The sequence below is a fragment of the Tenacibaculum xiamenense genome, assembly GCF_964513065.1.
Lineage (GTDB): Bacteria > Bacteroidota > Bacteroidia > Flavobacteriales > Flavobacteriaceae > Polaribacter > Polaribacter xiamenense.
Genome location: NZ_CAZEQU010000042.1, coordinates 240,231 through 260,089 on the forward strand (window position 1 = coordinate 240,231; position 19,859 = coordinate 260,089).

At 33.0% G+C, this 19,859-nt stretch carries 16 protein-coding genes; 4 read left to right on the forward strand and 12 right to left on the reverse strand.

Annotated features, from left to right (window positions below; genetic code table 11):
* The first annotated feature begins 13 nt into the window (after positions 1-13).
* Both rpoC and ACKTTV_RS20635 read left to right on the forward strand, forming a co-directional pair.
* Complete coding sequence (gene rpoC, locus ACKTTV_RS20630; RefSeq protein WP_408032777.1) at positions 14-4,288, forward strand: DNA-directed RNA polymerase subunit beta'; 4,275 nt, start codon at positions 14-16, stop codon at positions 4,286-4,288.
* Positions 4,289-4,353: 65 nt separating this feature from the next.
* Positions 4,354-4,665, forward strand: coding sequence for a DUF3467 domain-containing protein (locus ACKTTV_RS20635; protein WP_408032778.1), 312 nt, complete (start codon positions 4,354-4,356; stop codon positions 4,663-4,665).
* A 56-nt stretch (positions 4,666-4,721) separates the two neighbouring features.
* Here the strand turns inward: ACKTTV_RS20635 and ACKTTV_RS20640 are convergent, their stop codons facing one another.
* The 8 genes from ACKTTV_RS20640 to ccoS form a co-directional block, all read right to left on the reverse strand.
* Positions 4,722-5,555, reverse strand: coding sequence for a universal stress protein (locus tag ACKTTV_RS20640; protein ID WP_408032779.1), 834 nt, complete (start codon positions 5,553-5,555; stop codon positions 4,722-4,724).
* Positions 5,556-5,637: 82 nt separating this feature from the next.
* Entirely contained in the window at positions 5,638-6,342 is a 705-nt protein-coding gene (locus tag ACKTTV_RS20645; protein ID WP_408032780.1) for a sulfite exporter TauE/SafE family protein, read from the reverse strand.
* Entirely contained in the window at positions 6,342-6,788 is a 447-nt protein-coding gene (locus ACKTTV_RS20650; RefSeq protein WP_408032781.1) for a FixH family protein, read from the reverse strand. The genes ACKTTV_RS20645 and ACKTTV_RS20650 overlap by 1 nt, the downstream gene beginning before the upstream one ends.
* A 35-nt stretch (positions 6,789-6,823) precedes the next feature.
* Positions 6,824-8,245, reverse strand: a complete 1,422-nt coding sequence (gene ccoG / locus ACKTTV_RS20655) for a cytochrome c oxidase accessory protein CcoG (RefSeq protein WP_408032782.1) — start codon at positions 8,243-8,245, stop codon at positions 6,824-6,826.
* Positions 8,246-8,268: 23 nt separating this feature from the next.
* Positions 8,269-9,234, reverse strand: a complete 966-nt coding sequence (locus tag ACKTTV_RS20660; protein WP_408032783.1) for a cbb3-type cytochrome c oxidase N-terminal domain-containing protein — start codon at positions 9,232-9,234, stop codon at positions 8,269-8,271.
* A 14-nt stretch (positions 9,235-9,248) separates the two neighbouring features.
* Positions 9,249-9,416, reverse strand: a complete 168-nt coding sequence (locus tag ACKTTV_RS20665; protein WP_093668718.1) for a CcoQ/FixQ family Cbb3-type cytochrome c oxidase assembly chaperone — start codon at positions 9,414-9,416, stop codon at positions 9,249-9,251.
* Positions 9,417-9,421: 5 nt separating this feature from the next.
* A complete protein-coding gene (gene ccoN / locus ACKTTV_RS20670) occupies positions 9,422-11,623 on the reverse strand; it encodes a cytochrome-c oxidase, cbb3-type subunit I (protein ID WP_408032784.1) in 2,202 nt (733 codons plus the stop codon).
* Positions 11,624-11,649: 26 nt separating this feature from the next.
* A complete protein-coding gene (ccoS, locus tag ACKTTV_RS20675; protein WP_093668720.1) occupies positions 11,650-11,820 on the reverse strand; it encodes a cbb3-type cytochrome oxidase assembly protein CcoS in 171 nt (56 codons plus the stop codon).
* A gap of 600 nt (positions 11,821-12,420) precedes the next feature.
* Here ccoS and ACKTTV_RS20680 point away from each other — a divergent pair.
* Together ACKTTV_RS20680 and ACKTTV_RS20685 are read left to right on the forward strand one after the other, a co-directional pair.
* A complete protein-coding gene (locus tag ACKTTV_RS20680; RefSeq protein ID WP_408032785.1) occupies positions 12,421-14,235 on the forward strand; it encodes a glycoside hydrolase family 2 TIM barrel-domain containing protein in 1,815 nt (604 codons plus the stop codon).
* Between the two features lie 109 nt (positions 14,236-14,344).
* A complete protein-coding gene (locus ACKTTV_RS20685; RefSeq protein ID WP_408032786.1) occupies positions 14,345-14,941 on the forward strand; it encodes a hypothetical protein in 597 nt (198 codons plus the stop codon).
* A 1,904-nt stretch (positions 14,942-16,845) separates the two neighbouring features.
* Here the strand turns inward: ACKTTV_RS20685 and ACKTTV_RS20690 are convergent.
* The 4 genes from ACKTTV_RS20690 to deoC all read right to left on the reverse strand — a co-directional run bounded on the left by ACKTTV_RS20690 (position 16,846) and on the right by deoC (position 19,859).
* The gene (locus tag ACKTTV_RS20690) at positions 16,846-17,007 is read right to left on the reverse strand and encodes a hypothetical protein (RefSeq protein ID WP_408032787.1); all 162 of its coding nucleotides are present in this window, start codon (positions 17,005-17,007) and stop codon (positions 16,846-16,848) included.
* A gap of 93 nt (positions 17,008-17,100) precedes the next feature.
* On the reverse strand, positions 17,101-18,462 hold the full coding sequence (gene hemN, locus ACKTTV_RS20695) for an oxygen-independent coproporphyrinogen III oxidase (RefSeq protein WP_408032788.1): 1,362 nt from the start codon (positions 18,460-18,462) through the stop codon (positions 17,101-17,103).
* A 16-nt stretch (positions 18,463-18,478) separates the two neighbouring features.
* Complete coding sequence (gene deoD, locus ACKTTV_RS20700; protein WP_408032789.1) at positions 18,479-19,177, reverse strand: purine-nucleoside phosphorylase; 699 nt, start codon at positions 19,175-19,177, stop codon at positions 18,479-18,481.
* Between the two features lie 16 nt (positions 19,178-19,193).
* The gene (gene deoC, locus ACKTTV_RS20705) at positions 19,194-19,859 is read right to left on the reverse strand and encodes a deoxyribose-phosphate aldolase (RefSeq protein WP_408032790.1); all 666 of its coding nucleotides are present in this window, start codon (positions 19,857-19,859) and stop codon (positions 19,194-19,196) included.

Here is a 19,859-nt window from a genome sequence, read left to right on the forward strand (position 1 = left end):
CGAATCCATTATTATGGCAAGAAAAAACGAAAAATACACTGTTAAGAAGTTTAACAAAATTTCAATTGGTTTAGCATCTCCAGAGTCTATTTTAGAGGCTTCAAAAGGAGAGGTGTTAAAGCCAGAAACTATTAATTACCGTACCCACAAACCTGAAAGAGATGGATTGTTTTGTGAGCGTATTTTTGGTCCTGTAAAGGATTATGAGTGTGCGTGTGGTAAATATAAAAGAATCCGATATAAAGGAATCGTTTGTGATCGTTGTGGAGTTGAAGTAACTGAGAAAAAGGTTAGAAGAGATAGAGTAGGTCACATTAACTTAGTTGTACCAGTAGCACATATTTGGTACTTCAGATCATTACCTAACAAAATGGGATACCTTTTAGGGTTACCATCTAAAAAGTTAGATATGATCATTTACTACGAGAGATACGTAGTAATTCAGCCAGGTATTGCTAAAAATGCCGAAGGAGAACCATTACAAAAAATGGATTTCTTAACTGAGGAAGAGTATTTAGATATTATTGATGAACTTCCACAAGATAATCAATATTTAGAAGATACAGACCCTAATAAGTTTATCGCTAAAATGGGGGCTGAGTGTTTAATTGATTTGTTAGAAAGAATCGATTTAGATGAGCTTTCTTTCCAATTACGTCACAAAGCTAATAACGAAACATCTAAACAACGTAAAAACGAAGCATTAAAGCGTTTAAATGTTGTTGAGGCATTCAGAGATTCTCAAAAGAATCGTGAAAATAAGCCAGAGTGGATGATTATGAAAGTGGTTCCAGTAATTCCACCAGAATTACGTCCATTAGTACCATTAGATGGTGGTCGTTTCGCTACTTCTGATTTAAATGATTTATACCGTCGAGTTATTATCCGTAACAACCGTTTAAAGCGTTTAATGGAGATTAAAGCTCCAGAAGTAATTTTACGTAACGAAAAGCGTATGTTACAAGAATCTGTAGATTCATTATTTGATAACACACGTAAAGCTTCAGCAGTAAAAACTGAATCTAACAGAGCATTAAAGTCATTATCTGATAGTTTAAAAGGTAAGCAAGGTCGTTTCCGTCAAAACTTATTAGGTAAGCGTGTTGATTACTCTGCTCGTTCGGTAATTGTTGTTGGACCTGAATTAAAATTATACGAATGTGGATTGCCAAAAGACATGGCAGCTGAATTATACAAGCCTTTCGTAATTCGTAAGTTAATCGAAAGAGGAATTGTTAAGACAGTAAAATCTGCAAAGAAAATTATAGATAGAAAAGATCCTGTTGTTTGGGATATCTTGGAAAATGTAATTAAAGGACATCCAGTTTTATTAAACCGTGCTCCTACGTTACACCGTTTAGGTATTCAAGCATTCCAGCCTAAGTTAATAGAAGGAAAAGCAATTCGCTTACATCCATTAGTATGTACGGCATTTAACGCCGATTTCGATGGGGATCAGATGGCGGTTCACTTACCATTAGGACCTGAGGCAATATTAGAAGCTCAATTATTAATGTTAGCTTCTCACAATATCTTAAACCCTGCAAATGGTGCACCAATTACGGTACCATCTCAGGATATGGTATTAGGTCTTTATTATATGACTAAAGAGCGTAAGTCAACTCCAGAAGTGCCAATAAAAGGAGAAGGATTAACTTTCTATTCTCCAGAAGAGGTAACTATCGCTTATAACGAAGAAAGAGTAGACTTAAATGCGGGTATTACTGTAAGAACTAAGGATTTAAATGAAAACAAAGAGTTAGTTACTAAGTTAATTAAAACTACAGTTGGTAGAGTATTATTTAACGAAGTTGTACCAGAGCAAGCAGGATATATTAACGCAGTACTTACTAAAAAATCATTACGTGATATTATCGGTGGAATCTTAAAGGTAACTGATATTCCAGCGGTTGGTAAGTTCTTAGATAATATCAAGAATATGGGGTATAAATTCGCTTTCCAAGGTGGATTATCATTCTCATTAGGTGATATTATTATTCCTGAAGAAAAATACAATATGATTGCAAAAGCCAATGAAGAGGTAGATGGAATCATAATGAACTATAACATGGGTATGTTAACCCAAAAAGAACGTTATAATCAGGTAATTGATATTTGGGGTAGAACCAATAACCAATTAACTGAGTTATCAATGAAGCGTTTACGTGAAGATCAGCAAGGATTTAACTCGGTATTCATGATGCTTGATTCTGGAGCTCGTGGATCGAAAGAGCAGATTCGTCAGTTAACTGGTATGCGTGGTCTGATGGCGAAACCGAAGAAATCTACAGCAGGTGGTGGAGAAATTATTGAAAACCCGATTTTATCGAACTTTAAGGAAGGTCTTTCAATTTTAGAATACTTTATCTCAACGCACGGTGCTCGTAAAGGTTTAGCGGATACGGCATTAAAAACAGCAGATGCTGGATACCTAACACGTCGTTTAGTTGATGTATCTCAGGATGTAATCGTAAATGAAGATGACTGTGGTACTTTAAGAGGATTAGAAATTACTCCACTTAAGAAAAATGACGAAATCGTTGAGTCGATTAGTGATAGAGTTTCTGGACGTACAGCATTACACGATGTTTACGTACCAAATTCTGATGAAATCATCATTTCTGCAGGAGAGTTAATTACAGGAAAGATTGCTGATACAATTGAGGCTGCTGGAATCGATAAGGTTGAAGTTCGTTCTCCATTAACATGTGAATCGCAAAGAGGTATATGTGCTAAATGTTACGGACAAAGTTTATCAACTGGTAAAAAAGTTCAAATTGGAGAGGCTGTTGGAGTTATCGCAGCACAGTCAATTGGAGAGCCAGGTACACAGTTAACACTTCGTACATTCCACGTTGGAGGGGTTGCAAGTAACACTTCTTCTGATAATAAGTTAATAGCAAATTTCGAAGGAAATGTAACTATTGATGATTTAAGAACTGTAACTGGTAAGGATAATGAAGGTAAAGCAATTGATATTGTAATATCTCGTACAACTGAAATCAAGATTACAGATAAGAAAACAGGTATTACTTTAAGTACTAATAATATACCTTATGGATCTATTATCTTTGATAAAGATCGTAAACAAATTAAGAAAGGTGATGAAATCTGTGAATGGGATCCATTTAACGGTGTTATCGTTTCTGAGTTTGGTGGAAAAGTTAAGTTTGACAATTTAGAGCAAGGTATTAACTACTCTGTTGAAATTGATGAACAAACTGGTAAGCAAGAAAAAGTAATTACTGATTCTAAGAATAAGAAAATTATTCCTTCTTTAATTATTGAAGATGCTGACGGTAATGCTTTACGTTCATACAGTTTACCTGTAGGGGCACACTTAATTGTAAATAACGGAGATAAGGTTGAAGAAGGTAGGACTTTAGTTAAGATTCCTCGTAAGGCTGGTAAGGCTGGGGATATTACAGGAGGTTTACCACGTGTAACAGAATTATTTGAAGCACGTAATCCTTCGAACCCTGCTGTTGTAGCACAAATTGATGGTGTTGTTTCGTTTGGTAAGATTAAGAGAGGTAACCGTGAGATTTCTATTGAGTCTAAGACTGGTGAAATTAAGAAGTACTTAATTAAATTGTCGAACCAAATATTAGTTCAAGAGAATGACTTTATCAAAGCGGGTATGCCATTATCTGATGGAGCTATTACTCCAATTGATATCTTAAATATTAAAGGACCTGCAGCTGTTCAAGAATACTTAGTAAATGAAATACAAGATGTATACCGTTTACAAGGGGTAAAAATTAACGATAAGCACTTTGAGGTAGTTGTTCGTCAAATGATGCGTAAAGTTAGAATTATTGATTCAGGAGATACTTTATTCTTAGAGAATCAATTAGTTCATAAGAATGACTTTATCCAGCAAAATGATGACATCTATGGTAAGAAAATCGTTGAGGACGCTGGTGATTCTCAAAAGCTAAGATCAGGACAAATGATTACTGCTCGTCAGTTAAGAGATGAGAACTCTCTTTTAAGAAGATCAGATAAGAATTTAGTAGTAGCACGTGATGCTGAACCAGCTACAGCTGAGCAAGTATTACAAGGTATTACAAGAGCATCGTTACAAACTAGATCATTTATCTCAGCAGCATCGTTCCAGGAAACTACGAAAGTATTGAACGAGGCAGCGGTAAGTGGTAAAGTTGATAGTTTAGAAGGATTAAAAGAGAACGTAATTGTTGGTAAGAGAATTCCTGCTGGTACAGGTATGAGAACTTACGATTCGTTAGTAGTTGGTCCTAAAGATGAAATAGAAAGAAGTTTATAATAACTTTTATAAAATAATGTAAAGACCTCTAATATTAGAGGTCTTTCTTTTTAAAAATTAAATGTATGGAAGACAACACTAAAGATCCGCAATTAAACATAGAATTAGATCAGGATGTTGCTGAGGGAACTTATAGCAACTTGGCAATTATCAACCATTCGACTGCTGAGTTTATTGTAGATTTTATTAATATCATGCCAGGAGTACCGAAGGCTAAGGTAAAATCAAGAATAATTTTAACTCCTCAACATGCTAAAAGATTAGCCAAAGCTTTAGCTGATAACGTTAGAAAGTTTGAACAAGCGCATGGAGAAATAAAAGATTACGAACAACCACCTATACCTATGAATTTCGGTGGAACTACCGGAGAAGCCTAGTTTCTGTAAGGTGTTTAAAATAAAATCAAAGGTCGGTGATAACCGACCTTTTTCTATTAAATTTTAAAAGTAATTACAGGTAAACTACTATGATTGGCAATATCCTCGGAAATACTTCCTTCAAAGAAATGTGCAACGCCTTTTCGTCCGTGTGTTGCTATCGCTATAATATCCGCTTCAGCTGTATTAGCATAGTAAAATACACCTTCTTCAACAGAATAATCAGCGATAATGGCTACATTATTTCGAGCTTGTGAATTCTCGTTAATGTTATCCATAAAGCTATTTATTCGTTCCTTAATTTCCTTAGTACTTTTGAATTTCGATGTTGGAGTAGTTACGTAAACCAGTTTTAAGTTACAGTTTAATGCGTTAAAGAGCCTTTTAGCTTCAAGATAAGGCTTTATATCATCGTTAGAAAAATCACATGCAAATAAGGCATTTTTAAAGTCTTCTTTAATAGCTTCTTCTTTTATAACAATTACTGGAACTTCAGAGTGTCTGATAACTTTCTCTGTATTCGATCCGATAAATATTTCTTTCATACCACTAGTTCCTTTAGACCCCATGATAATTAAATCAGCATTTTCTTCTCTTGCAAGCTCATCTAACTCGCTGAAAATTTTAAAATGTTTTATAATTGGAGTTACTTTAATATCTGATAGATAATCAGCATTTAAAAACTCTCCAAACTTCTTTTCTGTTAATTTATATAAGAATAAAGTTTGTTCTTGTAAATATGACTCAGATTGTGATGCAATTGCATTTGACAACTCCAACATATGGACAGCTACAATTTCAGCATTATTTTTTTTTGCTAAGTAGGCAGCAGATTTTAAAGCGTTTTCTGAATAGGTAGAAAAATCGACGGGTACAATTATTTTTCTCATGATTTATAGTTTTGTTTGATATATACTAAGGTACCTCAAACTATTGCTAAAAAATATGATTTTTGTCAGGTGGAAATGGAAGTTAGTGACAACCTTTTACAGGTTCATAGATGTTAGAAACGCTTCCAGAAGGTGATATATAAGGAATGTCTAAACCAAGTCCACGAAGAATAAAAAGAACACCAATAAACACGACTACATAAGGAATTGCTTTTTGGATTTTTTGTCGAATAGAAATGTTCGCAAAGTTTCCAATATAAACTACGGTTGTCATTAAAGGGATAGTGCCTAATCCAAACAATAACATATACAAGCCTCCTTCTATTGCATTTGATGTAGTTAAGGCTGCAAATACAGCCATATATACCAAACCACAAGGTAAGAAGCCGTTTAAAAAACCAATGGTAAAAAAGGTATCGTTCCCTTTTTTTCTCAATTCATTCCCTAAAGCTGATTTAACTTTCATAATTAGTTTGTTTAGGGGATTTGAAAAGCGATTTAGCTTATTAAAAACTTTAGGGAGAAATATTACTAAGATCATTAACGCACCAACAGCTATTGAAAGTTGCTGCTGGAAGCCAAAGAAATAAAATCCTCTTCCTAATAAACCAAATAGAAGTCCGATTAAACTATAGGTAAATAATCTTCCAAAATGATAACTAGTAATTTGAAAAAACTGTTTAACTGGATTTTTTCTATTTACAGGTAACATAAAGGCAATAGGGCCACACATTCCTATGCAGTGGAAACTTCCAAGTAAACCTAGTATAATTGCTGAGAGTAACATTAGTAGGTTAATTCTTCTTTGTATAAATAATCTTTACCTTCGTATGACCATTTTACGGTAATGTTCCATCGACCACCCAATAAACGTTTCTCAGGCACGAGCAAATATGTATTGGAAAGCGAAAGTGGCAATTCGAAATCCAGTTGTTTATTAGATGGTCTGTATAGGAACACTTTCCCTGTGATTTTATGATACTCGAAATCTTCAGGGAAATTAACAGTCAACCCTTCTTTTGATTGTGTTATTTTAATGTTATTTTCTAGAGATTTAGCATTTCTACTTGCTTCAATATTATCTTGATATTCCAATTCTTTCTGATAATATTTTTCAGTTACCAAATCGTGATTAAATTTTTTGTCTGTACTCATTGTAATAACGAAATACAATATAAAAGCAACAAATCCTATTATTGCTATTACGATACCCGTGCCCCAGTTTAGTTTCATAATTTTTGTTTTTTAAGTTTCTCAAATAATAAATTTTAACGATAACTTCTAGGTCCTAAGAAATTAGTACTAGCAGTTTCTATGAGTTTATTGCCACTATAAACTCCAATAGTTAATTTTTCTTTTTCTTTTTTCATTTGCGATTGATGTAACTCAATAAAAAGAGTTCCTTCAGCTAATCCTTGTTTAGGAACTACAAAGTTTTGATGTGTTACAGTTTCTATTTTTCCTTTATGAGAAATTAGTCTATAACTAACGTCATCAATCTCATGTGTTGTTTTATTAATTACTTTATAGGTATAGATATTACTAATAACCCCATTTTCTTTATGCTGATACAGCTGTCCTGGAAGCCTTAGTATTGTTGCTTCAACTTCATTTCTTAAGAAAAGCATTCCAACCAAAACACCAATTAATATCATAAGAACTGCAGAATAACCTTTCATTCTAGCCGTAAATTTGAATGGCGTTTTCTTATTAATGTTCTCCTCACTAGCATAACGAATTAGGCCCGTTGGTAAACCAACTTTTTCCATCATATGGTCGCATTCATCGATACATGCAGTACAGTTTACACACTCCAATTGTGTTCCATTTCTAATATCAATTCCTGTAGGACATACATGAACACATTGCATGCAATCAATACAGTCACCTTTTCCAGAAGTTTCTCTATTTTCGTTCTTTTTAAATTTAGCTCTTCCTTCGCTTTTTTCTCCTCGTACATAATCATAAGCTACATTAATGGTCTTATTATCTAGTAATACACCTTGTAGTCTACCATAAGGACAAGCTATGATACAAACTTGTTCTCTGAACCAAGCAAAAACGAAATAAAATATGCTTGTAAATATTAATAAAGAAATCAATGTACTTACATGATCTAGCGGATTGCCAGTAATGTAAGTTAGTAATTGATCACTTCCAATTAGGTAAGCGAGGAAAACGTTTGCAATAATAAAAGAGATGATGAAAAATATAATCCATTTTAATACTCTTTTCTTTATTTTTTCTGCGTTCCAAGGCTGTTTATCAAGCCTCATTTGTTTTCCCCTATTACCTTCGATCCAGTATTCGATTTTTCTGAATACCATTTCCATGAATATGGTTTGTGGACAAATCCATCCACAAAATATTCGACCAAACACTACGGTAAACAGAATTACAAATACAACACCGATAATCATTGAAATAACCAACAAGTGAAAATCTTGTGGCCAAAAAGGAAACCCAAAAATATTGAATCGCCTTTCTAAAACGTTAAAAAGTAAGAACTGATTCCCATCGATTTTTATGAACGGTGAAGCTAGTAGAATTGCTAATAAAATATAACTAACAACTGTTCTGTATTTGTAAAAACTACCACTTGGTTTTTTAGGAAAAACCCAAGAACGCTTACCTTCACTGTTTACAGTGCTGATGCTATCTCTGAAATGTTCGTTCTTGGGCGTCTCCATCCTTGAAAATATTAATCAATAATTTACTTTGTTTTAGTTGTAGAAGTTTCTTCAGTATTTGTGTTGTCACTATTTTCAATTACTTCTTCAGCCTTTTCTTCTTTATTCTCTGCCGCATCAGAAGATTCTTCTTCATATAAATCTCCTTGTGGTTCTTTTGCTTTAGCAGGGGTAGTACCTTGTAAAGACACAACATAGCTAGCCACTTTATGAACATCGGCTGGTTTTAGAGTTTTTTCCCAGGCAACCATTCCTTTTCCATCTCTACCACCTTTGGCAATAGTTTTGAAAATGTTTTTAATTCCTCCACCTAGTATCCAGTATTTATCCGTTAAGTTTGGACCAATACCTCCACCACCATCTTTCTGGTGACAAGCTGCACAGTTTAGGTTAAAAACTGCTTTTCCTCTGTTTAAAGAAGATTCGTCAGTTAAAGCAGTAATGGTTTCCATATCTATTACAGCATCTTTCGAAGTGGCTCTAAACGCTTCTAATTCTCTTTTTGCAATAGCAACTTCTTTTTGATACTCAACAGTTTGATTATCGCCGTTTAACATGTGATACTTTACTAAATAAACCACTCCGAAAACAATAGTTGCATAGAACATATACAACCACCATGGCGGTAATGAATTATCTAATTCTTGAATGCCATCATAATTATGGTCTAGAATAATTTCTTCCTCCTCCTCAACTGCTTTCGCTTGAGTCCATTTTTTTACTAAGCTTTTAACCCAAGCCCAGTGATCAATTTCTTCAGGATTTATTCCGTCCTTTTCCAATTGGAGGTTTTCTGCTTTTTTTAAGGCAATTATATTTACGAGCTCTTTTAAAAGAACAACAGTTATTAAAGCCGTAATTGCTATCCAAACCAATGGGTTTTCATACAAACTAAATGGGTTTTCGTATGCTGTTATAGCCTTTATGATAGCAAAAGAAGTGACTATAACAAAAGTGATATATGCTAATGATTGAAAATATTTTTTCATCAGAATGTTTTTTACTAGTTATCTAATGGTAAGTGGCTTACCTTACTTATATATTCTTTCTTGGCAGTAAAAACCCACCAAAACAACACTACAAAAAATGTAAAGAAAATAGCTAATGAGATAATTGGATAAATTTCGATACCCGTAATAGTCTCTAAATGATTTTTAACAAACTTCAACATAATTTCTAGTTTTTAGCACTTAATTGATTTTCAACATCTTTTATCTTAATATCCGTACCCAATCTTTGTAAGTAGGCAATCAAAGCAACGATTTCTCTATCTTTCATTTCAATGAATTCAAGTCCGTTGTCTTGCGCATACTTTTTATCAGATTGATACGTCTTAGCAAAGTCAGGATCTCCATGAAGATTCTCTTCTATTTGCTTTCCTTGCTTATCCATTGCTTCTTGCGCATTTGCTATATCTTCCTCGGTATATGGAACACCTAAAGAAACCATAGCTTTCATTTTACTTTCGGTACTAGATTTGTCTAGTTTATCTCTTAATAACCATTGGTATCTTGGCATAATAGAACCAGGAGAAGTACTTTGTGGATCGTACATGTGATTTAAATGCCAGCTATCTGAATACTTTCCACCAACTCTTAATAAATCCGGACCGGTACGCTTACTACCCCATAAGAAAGGATGATCATAAACATATTCACCAGCTTTTGAGTATTCACCATAACGTTCAACCTCACTTCTGAAAGGACGAATCATTTGAGAGTGACATCCAACACATCCTTCACGGATATAAATGTCTCTTCCTTCTAATTCCAATGCCGTATATGGTTTTACACTTGTTATTGTTGGAATGTTAGATTCAACTAATAATGTTGGTATAATTTGAACAACACCTCCAATTAAAATGGCAACAGTTGCATAGATGGTTAATTTAATAGGTCTTCTTTCCAACCAAGTATGCCATCCTTCGCTTGAAGTTCTGTGTTTTGAAACTTTTGTTAAAGGAGCCGCTTCAGCCAACTCATCAGTAACATCGCTTCCAGATCCTACAGTTTTTACTACGTTATACAACATAACAATAGCACCTAAGATGAATAAACTACCACCAATAGCACGCATCCAATACATTGGAATAATTTCATTAACAGTTTCTAAGAAGTTACCGTAAGTTAAAGTCCCATCTGGATTAAATTGTTTCCACATAGACGCTTGAACGAACCCAGCAACATACATTGGAAGTGCGTAAATAATAATACCTAAAGTACCAATCCAGAAGTGGAAATTAGCTAAAGCATTAGAGTATAATTTAGTTTTAAATAAACGTGGAATTAACCAGTATAACATACCAAATGTCATGAATCCGTTCCAAGCTAAGGCACCAACATGAACGTGTGCAATAACCCAATCACTAAAGTGTGCAATAGCGTTTACATTTTTCAAGGATAACATTGGTCCTTCGAAAGTTGCCATACCATAACCCGTAATTGCAACAACCATAAACTTTAATACAGGACTTGTTCTAACTTTATCCCAAGCACCACGAAGAGTTAACAAACCATTGATCATACCTCCCCAAGATGGAGCGATTAGCATTACAGAAAATGCAACTCCTAGGTTTTGAGCCCAATCTGGTAATGCAGAATATAATAAGTGGTGAGGTCCAGCCCATATGTATATGAAAATTAATGACCAGAAGTGTACAATAGATAAACGATATGAGTACACCGGTCTATTTGCAGCCTTAGGTACAAAGTAATACATTAACCCTAAAAATGGAGTCGTAAGGAAGAATGCTACAGCATTATGTCCATACCACCACTGAACTAAAGCGTCCTGAACACCTGCATATACAGAGTAGCTCTTCAGAAAACTAACAGGAAGTTCTAAACTATTAAATATATGGAGTACAGCTACAGTAACGAATGTTCCTAGATAGAACCAAACAGCTACATATAAGTGACGTTGCCTTCTTTTTAATATGGTCCATATCATATTTGCTCCGAAAGCAACCCATACTAAAGCAATGGCAATATCAATAGGCCATTCTAACTCCGCATATTCTTTCGAAGTTGTAAAACCTAAAGGAAGTGTAATTGCCGCTGCGACAATAATTATCTGCCAACCCCAAAAGTTAAAGTTACTTAAAAAATCACTGGCCATTCTAGCTTTTAAAAGCCTTTGTAATGAGTAATAAACTCCTGCAAAAATTGCATTACCGACAAAGGCAAATATCACTGCATTGGTATGTAGAGGACGAATACGCCCAAAACTTAACCAAGAAATTCCATCAGTAATATTTGGGAATAAAAACATAAAAGCCAACAGCAAACCTACTGAGAAACCTACTATCCCCCAGAGTAAGGTTGCGTAGATGAATTTTTTTACGATTTTATTATCGTAATAAAATTGTTGCATTTCCATAATCTATCTGAATTTAATATCTATTGTTAGTTGTTAATATTTGTGTCTTCTTTAACTAATTCATCATCAAATAAGATGCGTACTGAAGGAGTATACGAATCATCGTATTGTCCTTTTTTTACGGAAACAATAAATGCAATAAAAAAAATGATTGCCACTATAATGCTTAGTGAAAGTAATAGGTAAATAACGCTCATATCTTGCCTGATAATAATATGTCAAAAGTAGTTTTGAAAAGAAGTTTAAAACATGATTTTTGTCATGTTTGGAAAATTTCCTTTAATTTTTCTTTAAATAAATTCAAATCCATTTATCGAAACTTATCGATGTTTTACCATGTAAATAGAACTAGATAACTAAAAAGGAAATTAGGAGCAGAGATATACCTTAATTTAGTGGTAAGCTTAGAGATAGAGCGTGAAAAATATAAAGTGTTGTCCTCCCCATAAAAAAGAGTTCCAAATAGAGGAACTCTTTTTTGTTAATCGTTTAAGTATAATTTGTTGTTAGAAGAACTGAACAATAAAAGAGAAGAAATATCCTAGAATATTCCTTCTCTAAACTACCTATTAAAACGAACTTTTAAACTATAAAGTTTTAAAAGCACCTATAATTTACGAATAAAATGACTAAATAACGAAAATATTAGTTTATCGGTTTGATTGTATAGTTCAATGTGAATACGGGTAAATTTAGGAGGTTGTGCTGGTGGTTTTTTCAGGGGTTAACGTGTTGTTTATCCATTGTTTAAGTTTGAAGGTTATTTGTTAACTTGATAGCGTTAACAACGCTATTATATGACTAAAATCTATTTCACATTAAGTTTCATTTTCTCTTTACTTTTTTACATGTCTACTGAAAGTCAAGTTTTGACTAAAAAAAGTAATGGTAAATGGATGTTATCTGTTCATGGGAAAGAATATAAAGTAAAGGGAGTTACCTTCGGATATGACAAGAACGTAAAGAATTATGATGATCATTTTAAGGAATTAAAGTTTTTAGGTGTAAATACCATTAGAACTTGGGCTTCAGGAAAGAATACTAAGGAACTACTTGATGCTGCGCATAGAAATGGAGTCAAAGTTATGGTTGGTATTTGGATGAGACATGGACGACCAGGAATGGAAGATGATGATAGTTTTGATTACTTAAAAGATACTAAAGGAAAGGAGAGTATGTATAATAATGCAATCAAAGTTGTGGAGTCTTTCAAAGAACATCCAGCGGTATTAACTTGGGGAATAGGAAATGAGGTTTATTTAAATATGACAACAGATGAAGAAAAAATAGCCTATTCTAATTTGTTAGAGCGTATTTGTGGAGATATTAAAAAAATTGATAGGAATCACCCTATTACTTCAGTTGAAGCTTGGACTTTTGGTTTGGAATGGTGGCAAAAATATGTGCCTTCAATTGATATTTATGGTCTCAATTGTTACGGACAGGGAGCGGCTTTGTTATCAAGTGAATTAGGAAAAAGAAATATTGATAAACCATACGTTGTTACTGAATTTGGTGTTACAGGGGAGTGGGATATTAAAAATGAAACTAATGGAGTTAAAAATGAACCCTCAGATTCTGAAAAGTATACAGCAATTGTTAAGGGATATTCTAATTGGATAAAAAATAAACCGAATAACCTCGGGGTTTTCGTCTTTCATTATGCTTCAGGCAATGAGTTTATTGCTCCGTGGTTATTTACTCATTACAATAAATTAAAGAGACCTCAATATTGGGCTGTTCGGGAAGCATTCACAGGAAATTTACCCATAAACTATGTTCCCAAAATCAGAGACTTCAAAATAGAAGGCTCTTCATTTGATAGTGAATCTTGGATTCCTATTAATTTGGATGTGTCTGATTCTGAAAATGACAGCCTCACTGTTAGCTTTGGTTATAACCAAAGAACTGGAAGTCGTAAACGAAGAGATCAAATAAAAGCATTAAATCAAAGAGGAAGCTTTAAAGAAGGGTTTGAAATAAAATTGCCTAAAGAAAATGGGGCTGTAAAAGTCTATATAATGATTAAGGATAGCTATAATAACCTGGCAATTGCTTCCACGGGAATTAAGATAAGCGATAAAGAGGCTGCTAAAAGAAAGTTTCTAGTTCCTAAAGCTGAGCTTCCATTTTATGTTTATAAGAACGGTGTGATGAGCCCTTATTCTCCATCAGCTTATATGGGGAATCATAAAAAAATGAAGGTTGATATGGAATATACTGAGAAATTTGGTCCTAGACGGACCTGTTTAAAATTAAGCTATCATCAACCGTACGATTGGTTTGGTTTAGGATTAGTTGATCCAGCAAATGATTGGGGGGATATTCTTGGAGGGTATGATATTTCTGGAGCTAAAAAGTTTAGTTTTTGGGCAAGAGCTAATAAAAAAGATGTAAGAGCAACTATAGGGTTTGGACTGATAGGAAAAGATAAAAAGTATCCGGATACAGCTAAAAAATCCAAAGAGGTTAAACTAACAACAAAGTGGAAAAAATATTCATTTAGTATCAGAAAGCTCGATTTAAGTTGTATTAGATCTGGATTAACAGTTTTCTCAAGTGGTAGCGGAGATACGATTGAAATATTCTTGGATGATGTTGTTTTTGAGTAGGTCATACTTTTGTATGAATTAAAGCTTACTTAAAACTTTCCTACTCAAGTATGAAGGTTTTCTTGTAAATCGGCTAATATACTTGCACTTTCAAAAAAGTATATTAATTATGATTAAACATGGAATTATTTTGGTATCGTTTCTTTTAAGTGTAATGCTTTCAGCACAAGAAGACCAAACTAAAAAAGAGAAAAAAATTAAGAAGTTTGTAGCTTATGAATTAGGACAGGCTATTGTAAATGACTTTAAGTCTTATTCTGGAGAAATTGGAATTCGTTTTAGAAATGACCATATGATTAGGTTGGCTCATATGAACATTAAGCTGACAGAAGCACATTTATCTTCAGATTTTGCTTCGGCTGTTGATGGTGATCATCTAAAAGGGGAACAATTTGGTTTTGAAGCGTTTTACGATTTTCCAGTATTTTGGAAAGGACTTTATTTAAGTCCGTCTTTAGGATGGTATAGAAACTCATATGAACACATATTTCTAAAAGAAAGTTTAGAGAAGAGTTCTGCAACAATTGGAGCAGCCATTAGTTATAGGGAAACTGATGTTTTAGGAGTAAAGGGATTGTATTATACGGTTTCCCTTCCTTTGAGAACGCCTTTTGATCCAATAAAAGAAACAAAGCTTGGAGAAGCCATTGTAAAGAATAATACTTTTGATAGTAATATATTTCTTTTTATAGGGTTTGAATTTTAGTCAATCAAAAAAGTAAAAGAGCGCAAAGCTCTTTTTTGTTTCTATATTAATTTGAATTTTATTCGAAGGAAGTATTTATTTTTAAATAGAGAAAGGAATATTTCCAAACATACCCCTTTCTCTTTCTCCCCCTGAAGTGGAATCCCCCAAATCCACTATATTTTTATTAGTAAGACACGGAAAAAAGTGCAAGGTCACATGAAATCAGTATTTTAAATAAAAAAAGCTCCCGAAGGAGCCGATACAAAGGGGAACGATCATTGTAACGCTTGTAAAACAGCCATCAGTAGGGTTTCCCTACTGAATATGTTGAAAAATTAGAGAAAAGCGACCGTTAAAGGTCGCTTATAATTAATTAACTGTACCGTTCGTTACTTACCATTTGGCACAGATGGGATCTGATCCATCTGGGCATAATTCATCACAGTAAAATGTATAAGGAATACCATTAATTATGCAAACACCGCGGTGGTTACCTGCAGCTTTGATTGATAGTTTGTCTTCCTTGCAAAGGATTTGAATATCCTTTGAATCTAGAAGTGATTTGATCATAGTAGTAAAGTTTGGTTAACAATTAACCAAAATATAAAAAATGTAAAATGTATTCAATATTTTATTAATTAATTAACAGAATATTATAATTCCGGTCAAAATTTGATAAGTTCATGGAATTTTAAAGTTCAGTGTTTTCGTTTAATTTCAAGGCATAAAAAAAGCAGAAACTTTAGTTCCTGCTATTTCAAGGTAAAATCCCCCAATTTCCCTTATAAAAAATTCCCTTTGTATCAATAAAGTCGTTATGGAAGTGTAAAACTTTCAAAGTCAGTAAATAAATTTTGATGTGATGATTTGTTGATTGAATTGACGCGAAAAATAAGAGCAAAAAAAACTTACCTAGTTTTGAAACCAGGTAAGTCATAAGTGAAAACTAACCAAACTTTAATCATTTGCTTTAACCACTTCAAAGATAGAATAGAGAAGGATTTCCGATTTTATGATTTTCGCCTTTTCCTGTTGATATCTAGTTTCTATTGTCTTAAAAGCGACAAATTGTTTAGTTTTTGATTTTAACTTATTGTTTTTTAGGTTTTTATGGTTGTTTTTTATGCTTTTGATACTTTTTGTGCAACAACTTTTTTGAAAGAATTTTGAGAATAAAATGAATGAAAACTATTAATTTTTTATTGATGCGTAGTCATTTTTTAAAATGCTAGTTAGTAACTAAACTTATTTAAGATCTTGTAATAATCTATTACTTTATTATATGTAGGAAGGAAGAATTCTATTTATATAGAGATATTAATTTCAACCAAAGTTATATTTTGACGGTTGATTAGTTAATAATTAACTATGCTAATTTCTTGTAAATATTCATTTAAGAAAAATCAAATAGAACTTATTTAGTAAAATTGGAGTATTTCGAATTCTGTTCGTTTTTTGAAATCAATTTGAAAAATGCTTACTGGTTTTGGATTTATAGAATTAGTCCATGAAGTGATGAAAAAGATTGAATACCGATCTAGCTAATATAAGTGTAAAAAAAACTTACCTAGTTTTGAAACTAGGTAAGTTATAAGTGAAAACTAACCAAACTTTAATCATTTGCTTTAACCACTATCAAAGATAGAATAGAAAAGAATTTCCGATTTTATGATTTTCGTCTTTTCCTGTTGATATCTAGTTTCTATTGTCTTAAAAGCGACAAATTGTTTAGTTTTTGGTTTAGTTCCTTAAAAAGAGGCCTTTAATGGTGTTTTTTTGTAGTTTTTTATCTCTTTAAAACGTATGAAAAATTGGTGAATGATTCTCAAAAAAATGGTTTAAAACGGCTATATTATTTTGAAAGAGAATTAAGTAAAACTAAAATGGGGTAAGAAAAAAGCGAGTAGAGACTCGCTTATAGTTTATAGACAAACTGAATTTGAAGGAAGTTCACAAAAAGGAGCGAACCAATTTCCTCCACAAAGAACACAATCTTTTTGATTGGTAGGCCATCCACCTCCTTCAATTGTTTTTTGTTCAGTTTTACTTAAAGTTTTGCCTAAGTTTGAAATAGTCTTCAACATAATTATAAAATATTAGTAGTTAATAAATTTATGGTTAGACTCAAATATAATTATTTAATAATAGCAAAACTGTTAAATTAAATTTTGAAAGGATTAAATAGTCATAGAAAATAGTTTAGTTTCAGGTTGTTTCTGGTGCAGCTTTTTATCAAAGGCCATACAAATATTTCGAACAAACGGGCGAGCCATTTCAGGAACTTTTAGTTCTTTTTGGTTGATGGTTACTAATCCGTCAGTAATCATTTCTTCTAGTTTACTAATATGATTGTCAACCTCACTAATTTCTAATTCAGGCGATTTCCAAGAAGTTTCAAAATGACACATAATGTTTAAAATATGTTTTCTAATAGTTAGATCTTCTTCAGAAAGTATATGGCCTCTAAATACAGGGATTTTCCCACTATTAACAAGAGCTTCATATTCCTTTACGGTTTTTACATTTTGAGCAAAACCATACCAAGAATCGGAAATTGAAGACATACCCAAGCCGATCATTAGTTGAGTTTTATTGGCAGTGTACCCCATAAAGTTTCTATGTAGAGTTTTATTTTCAGTTGCTTTATATAGAGTGTCACTTCGAAGAGCAAAATGATCCATACCAATTTCAACATATCCCATTTCGGCAAACAATTGTTTTCCTATTTCATATAACTCACGCTTTTCTTCGTTTTTAGGTAAGTCTTTTTCGTTAAAACCTCGTTGACCAACACCCTTAACCCAAGGCACATGAGCATAACTGTAAAAGGAAATACGGTCAGGTTGAAGCTCCTTTGTTTTATTGATAGTGTGAATTACATTCTCTTTCGATTGAAAAGGTAACCCAAAAACCAAATCATGACTAATTGATGTGTAACCAATTTCACGAGCCCATTGAGTAACTTCGGCTACTTTTTCAAAAGGTTGAATACGATGTATTGCTTCTTGAACTTTAAGGTTGTAATCCTGAACACCATAGCTTACTCTGGTAAAACCTAAATCAAACAAGGTTTGTAGTTGTTCTTTGGTAGTGTTGTTTGGGTGTCCTTCGAAGCTAAATTCATGGTTTGGATGCTTTATAGCTTTTTTAAATAAGCCTTCTATTAACCTTTTTAATTCCTTTTCTGAAAAAAAAGTAGGTGTACCACCACCTAAATGAATCTCTTTTATTATAGGTGCTTCATCTACTAAGTTAACATATAATTGCCATTCTTTTAATACAGTATCAATATACGGTTCCTCTACCTCATGTCGTTTGGTTATATGTTTATGACAAGCACAAAAGGTGCATAAACTTTCACAATAAGGTAAATGAATATATAAACTAATGCCTTCTTTTTGGTTACTTTCCTTAAATGATTTTTTGAATGTTGAAAGCCATTTTTCTTCAGAAAAAGTTTCATTATCCCAGTAAGGTACAGTAGGGTAACTTGTATATCTAGGTCCAGGAATATTATATTTTTGAATAAGTGATGTCATTTTTAGTAGGTATAAATTAGGTAATGTTTAAAGCGATAGACACCATTTCTTTGAAGGTTTGTTCTCGCTCTTGGGCAGATGTTTTTTCATTTGTAACTAAGCTGTCAGAAATGGTTAGTATTGATAATGCATTTACATTATATTTCGCGGCTACGGTATATAGTCCTGCAGTTTCCATTTCAACACATAAAACTCCAAAGTCGGCCCATTTCTGATAACTGTTAAAGTCATCTGCATAAAATTCATCGGAACTTAAAACATTTCCCGCCTTTATTAATAAATTATTTTCTTGTGAGTAGTTCAAAGCTTTTTGAAATAACTTAAAGCTTGCAGTTGGAGCAAAGTCAGCTCCATTAAATCGAATTTTATTCAATCCAGAATTACTCGAAGCTGCCATCGCAATTACAATATCTCTGATTTTGATATCCTTTTGATAAGATCCTGCTGAGCCAACTCGAATCAAATTTTTAACTCCGAATTCTTTTATTAACTCAGTTGTATAAATTAAGCAAGAAGGAACTCCCATTCCCGTTCCTTGTACAGAAACTTTTTTTCCTTTAAAAGTACCAGTAAATCCAAGCATTCCGCGTACTTCATTATAACAAACTGGATTTTCTAAGAAATTCTCTGCAATCCATTTAGCTCTTAAAGGGTCTCCTGGAAGCAATACAGTTTCGGCTATGTCTCTTTGTTTTGCGTTAATATGTAAACTCATGCTTTTAGAATCTTAATTAATAGTCGTTTTTAGAAGAGGTTCCTTCAGTAACTAAAGTAACTCCTGAAGAAGTACCAAGACGTGTAGCTCCAAAATGAATAAATTTTTTAGCTGTTTTAATATCTTTAATTCCTCCTGCTGCTTTTATTTGAATTTGATCGTCAACAATTTCTTTCATCAGTAAAATATCTTCTGCTGTTGCTCCATCTGTTCCAAAACCTGTTGAGGTTTTTATAAAATCAGCTTTTGCGTTTATGGATAATTCACTTGCTTGTTTTATAAGACCTGGGGTCAGGTAACAATTTTCTAAAATTACTTTTAGTATTTTGTTTCCAATAGCCTTTTTGATTTGTGAAATTTCATTTTCAACATATTGATGGTCTCCTTCTAGCAATTTACCAATATGAATTACCATATCTATTTCATCAGCTCCATCGTCAATAGCCTGCTTTGCTTCGAATATTTTGGCTTCAGTACTCATTGCCCCTAATGGAAAACCAATAACTGCAGCTACTTTTACCTGATCTGTTCCCAGTGATTCTTTTGCCACTTTTACATAGCTCCCATTAACGCAAACCGCATAAAAGTTATGGTCTTTAGCTTCTTTACATAATTTAACAATATCGTTTTTTGTAGCAGTAGGTTTGAGGTTGGTGTGGTCGATGTATTGATTAATATTCAT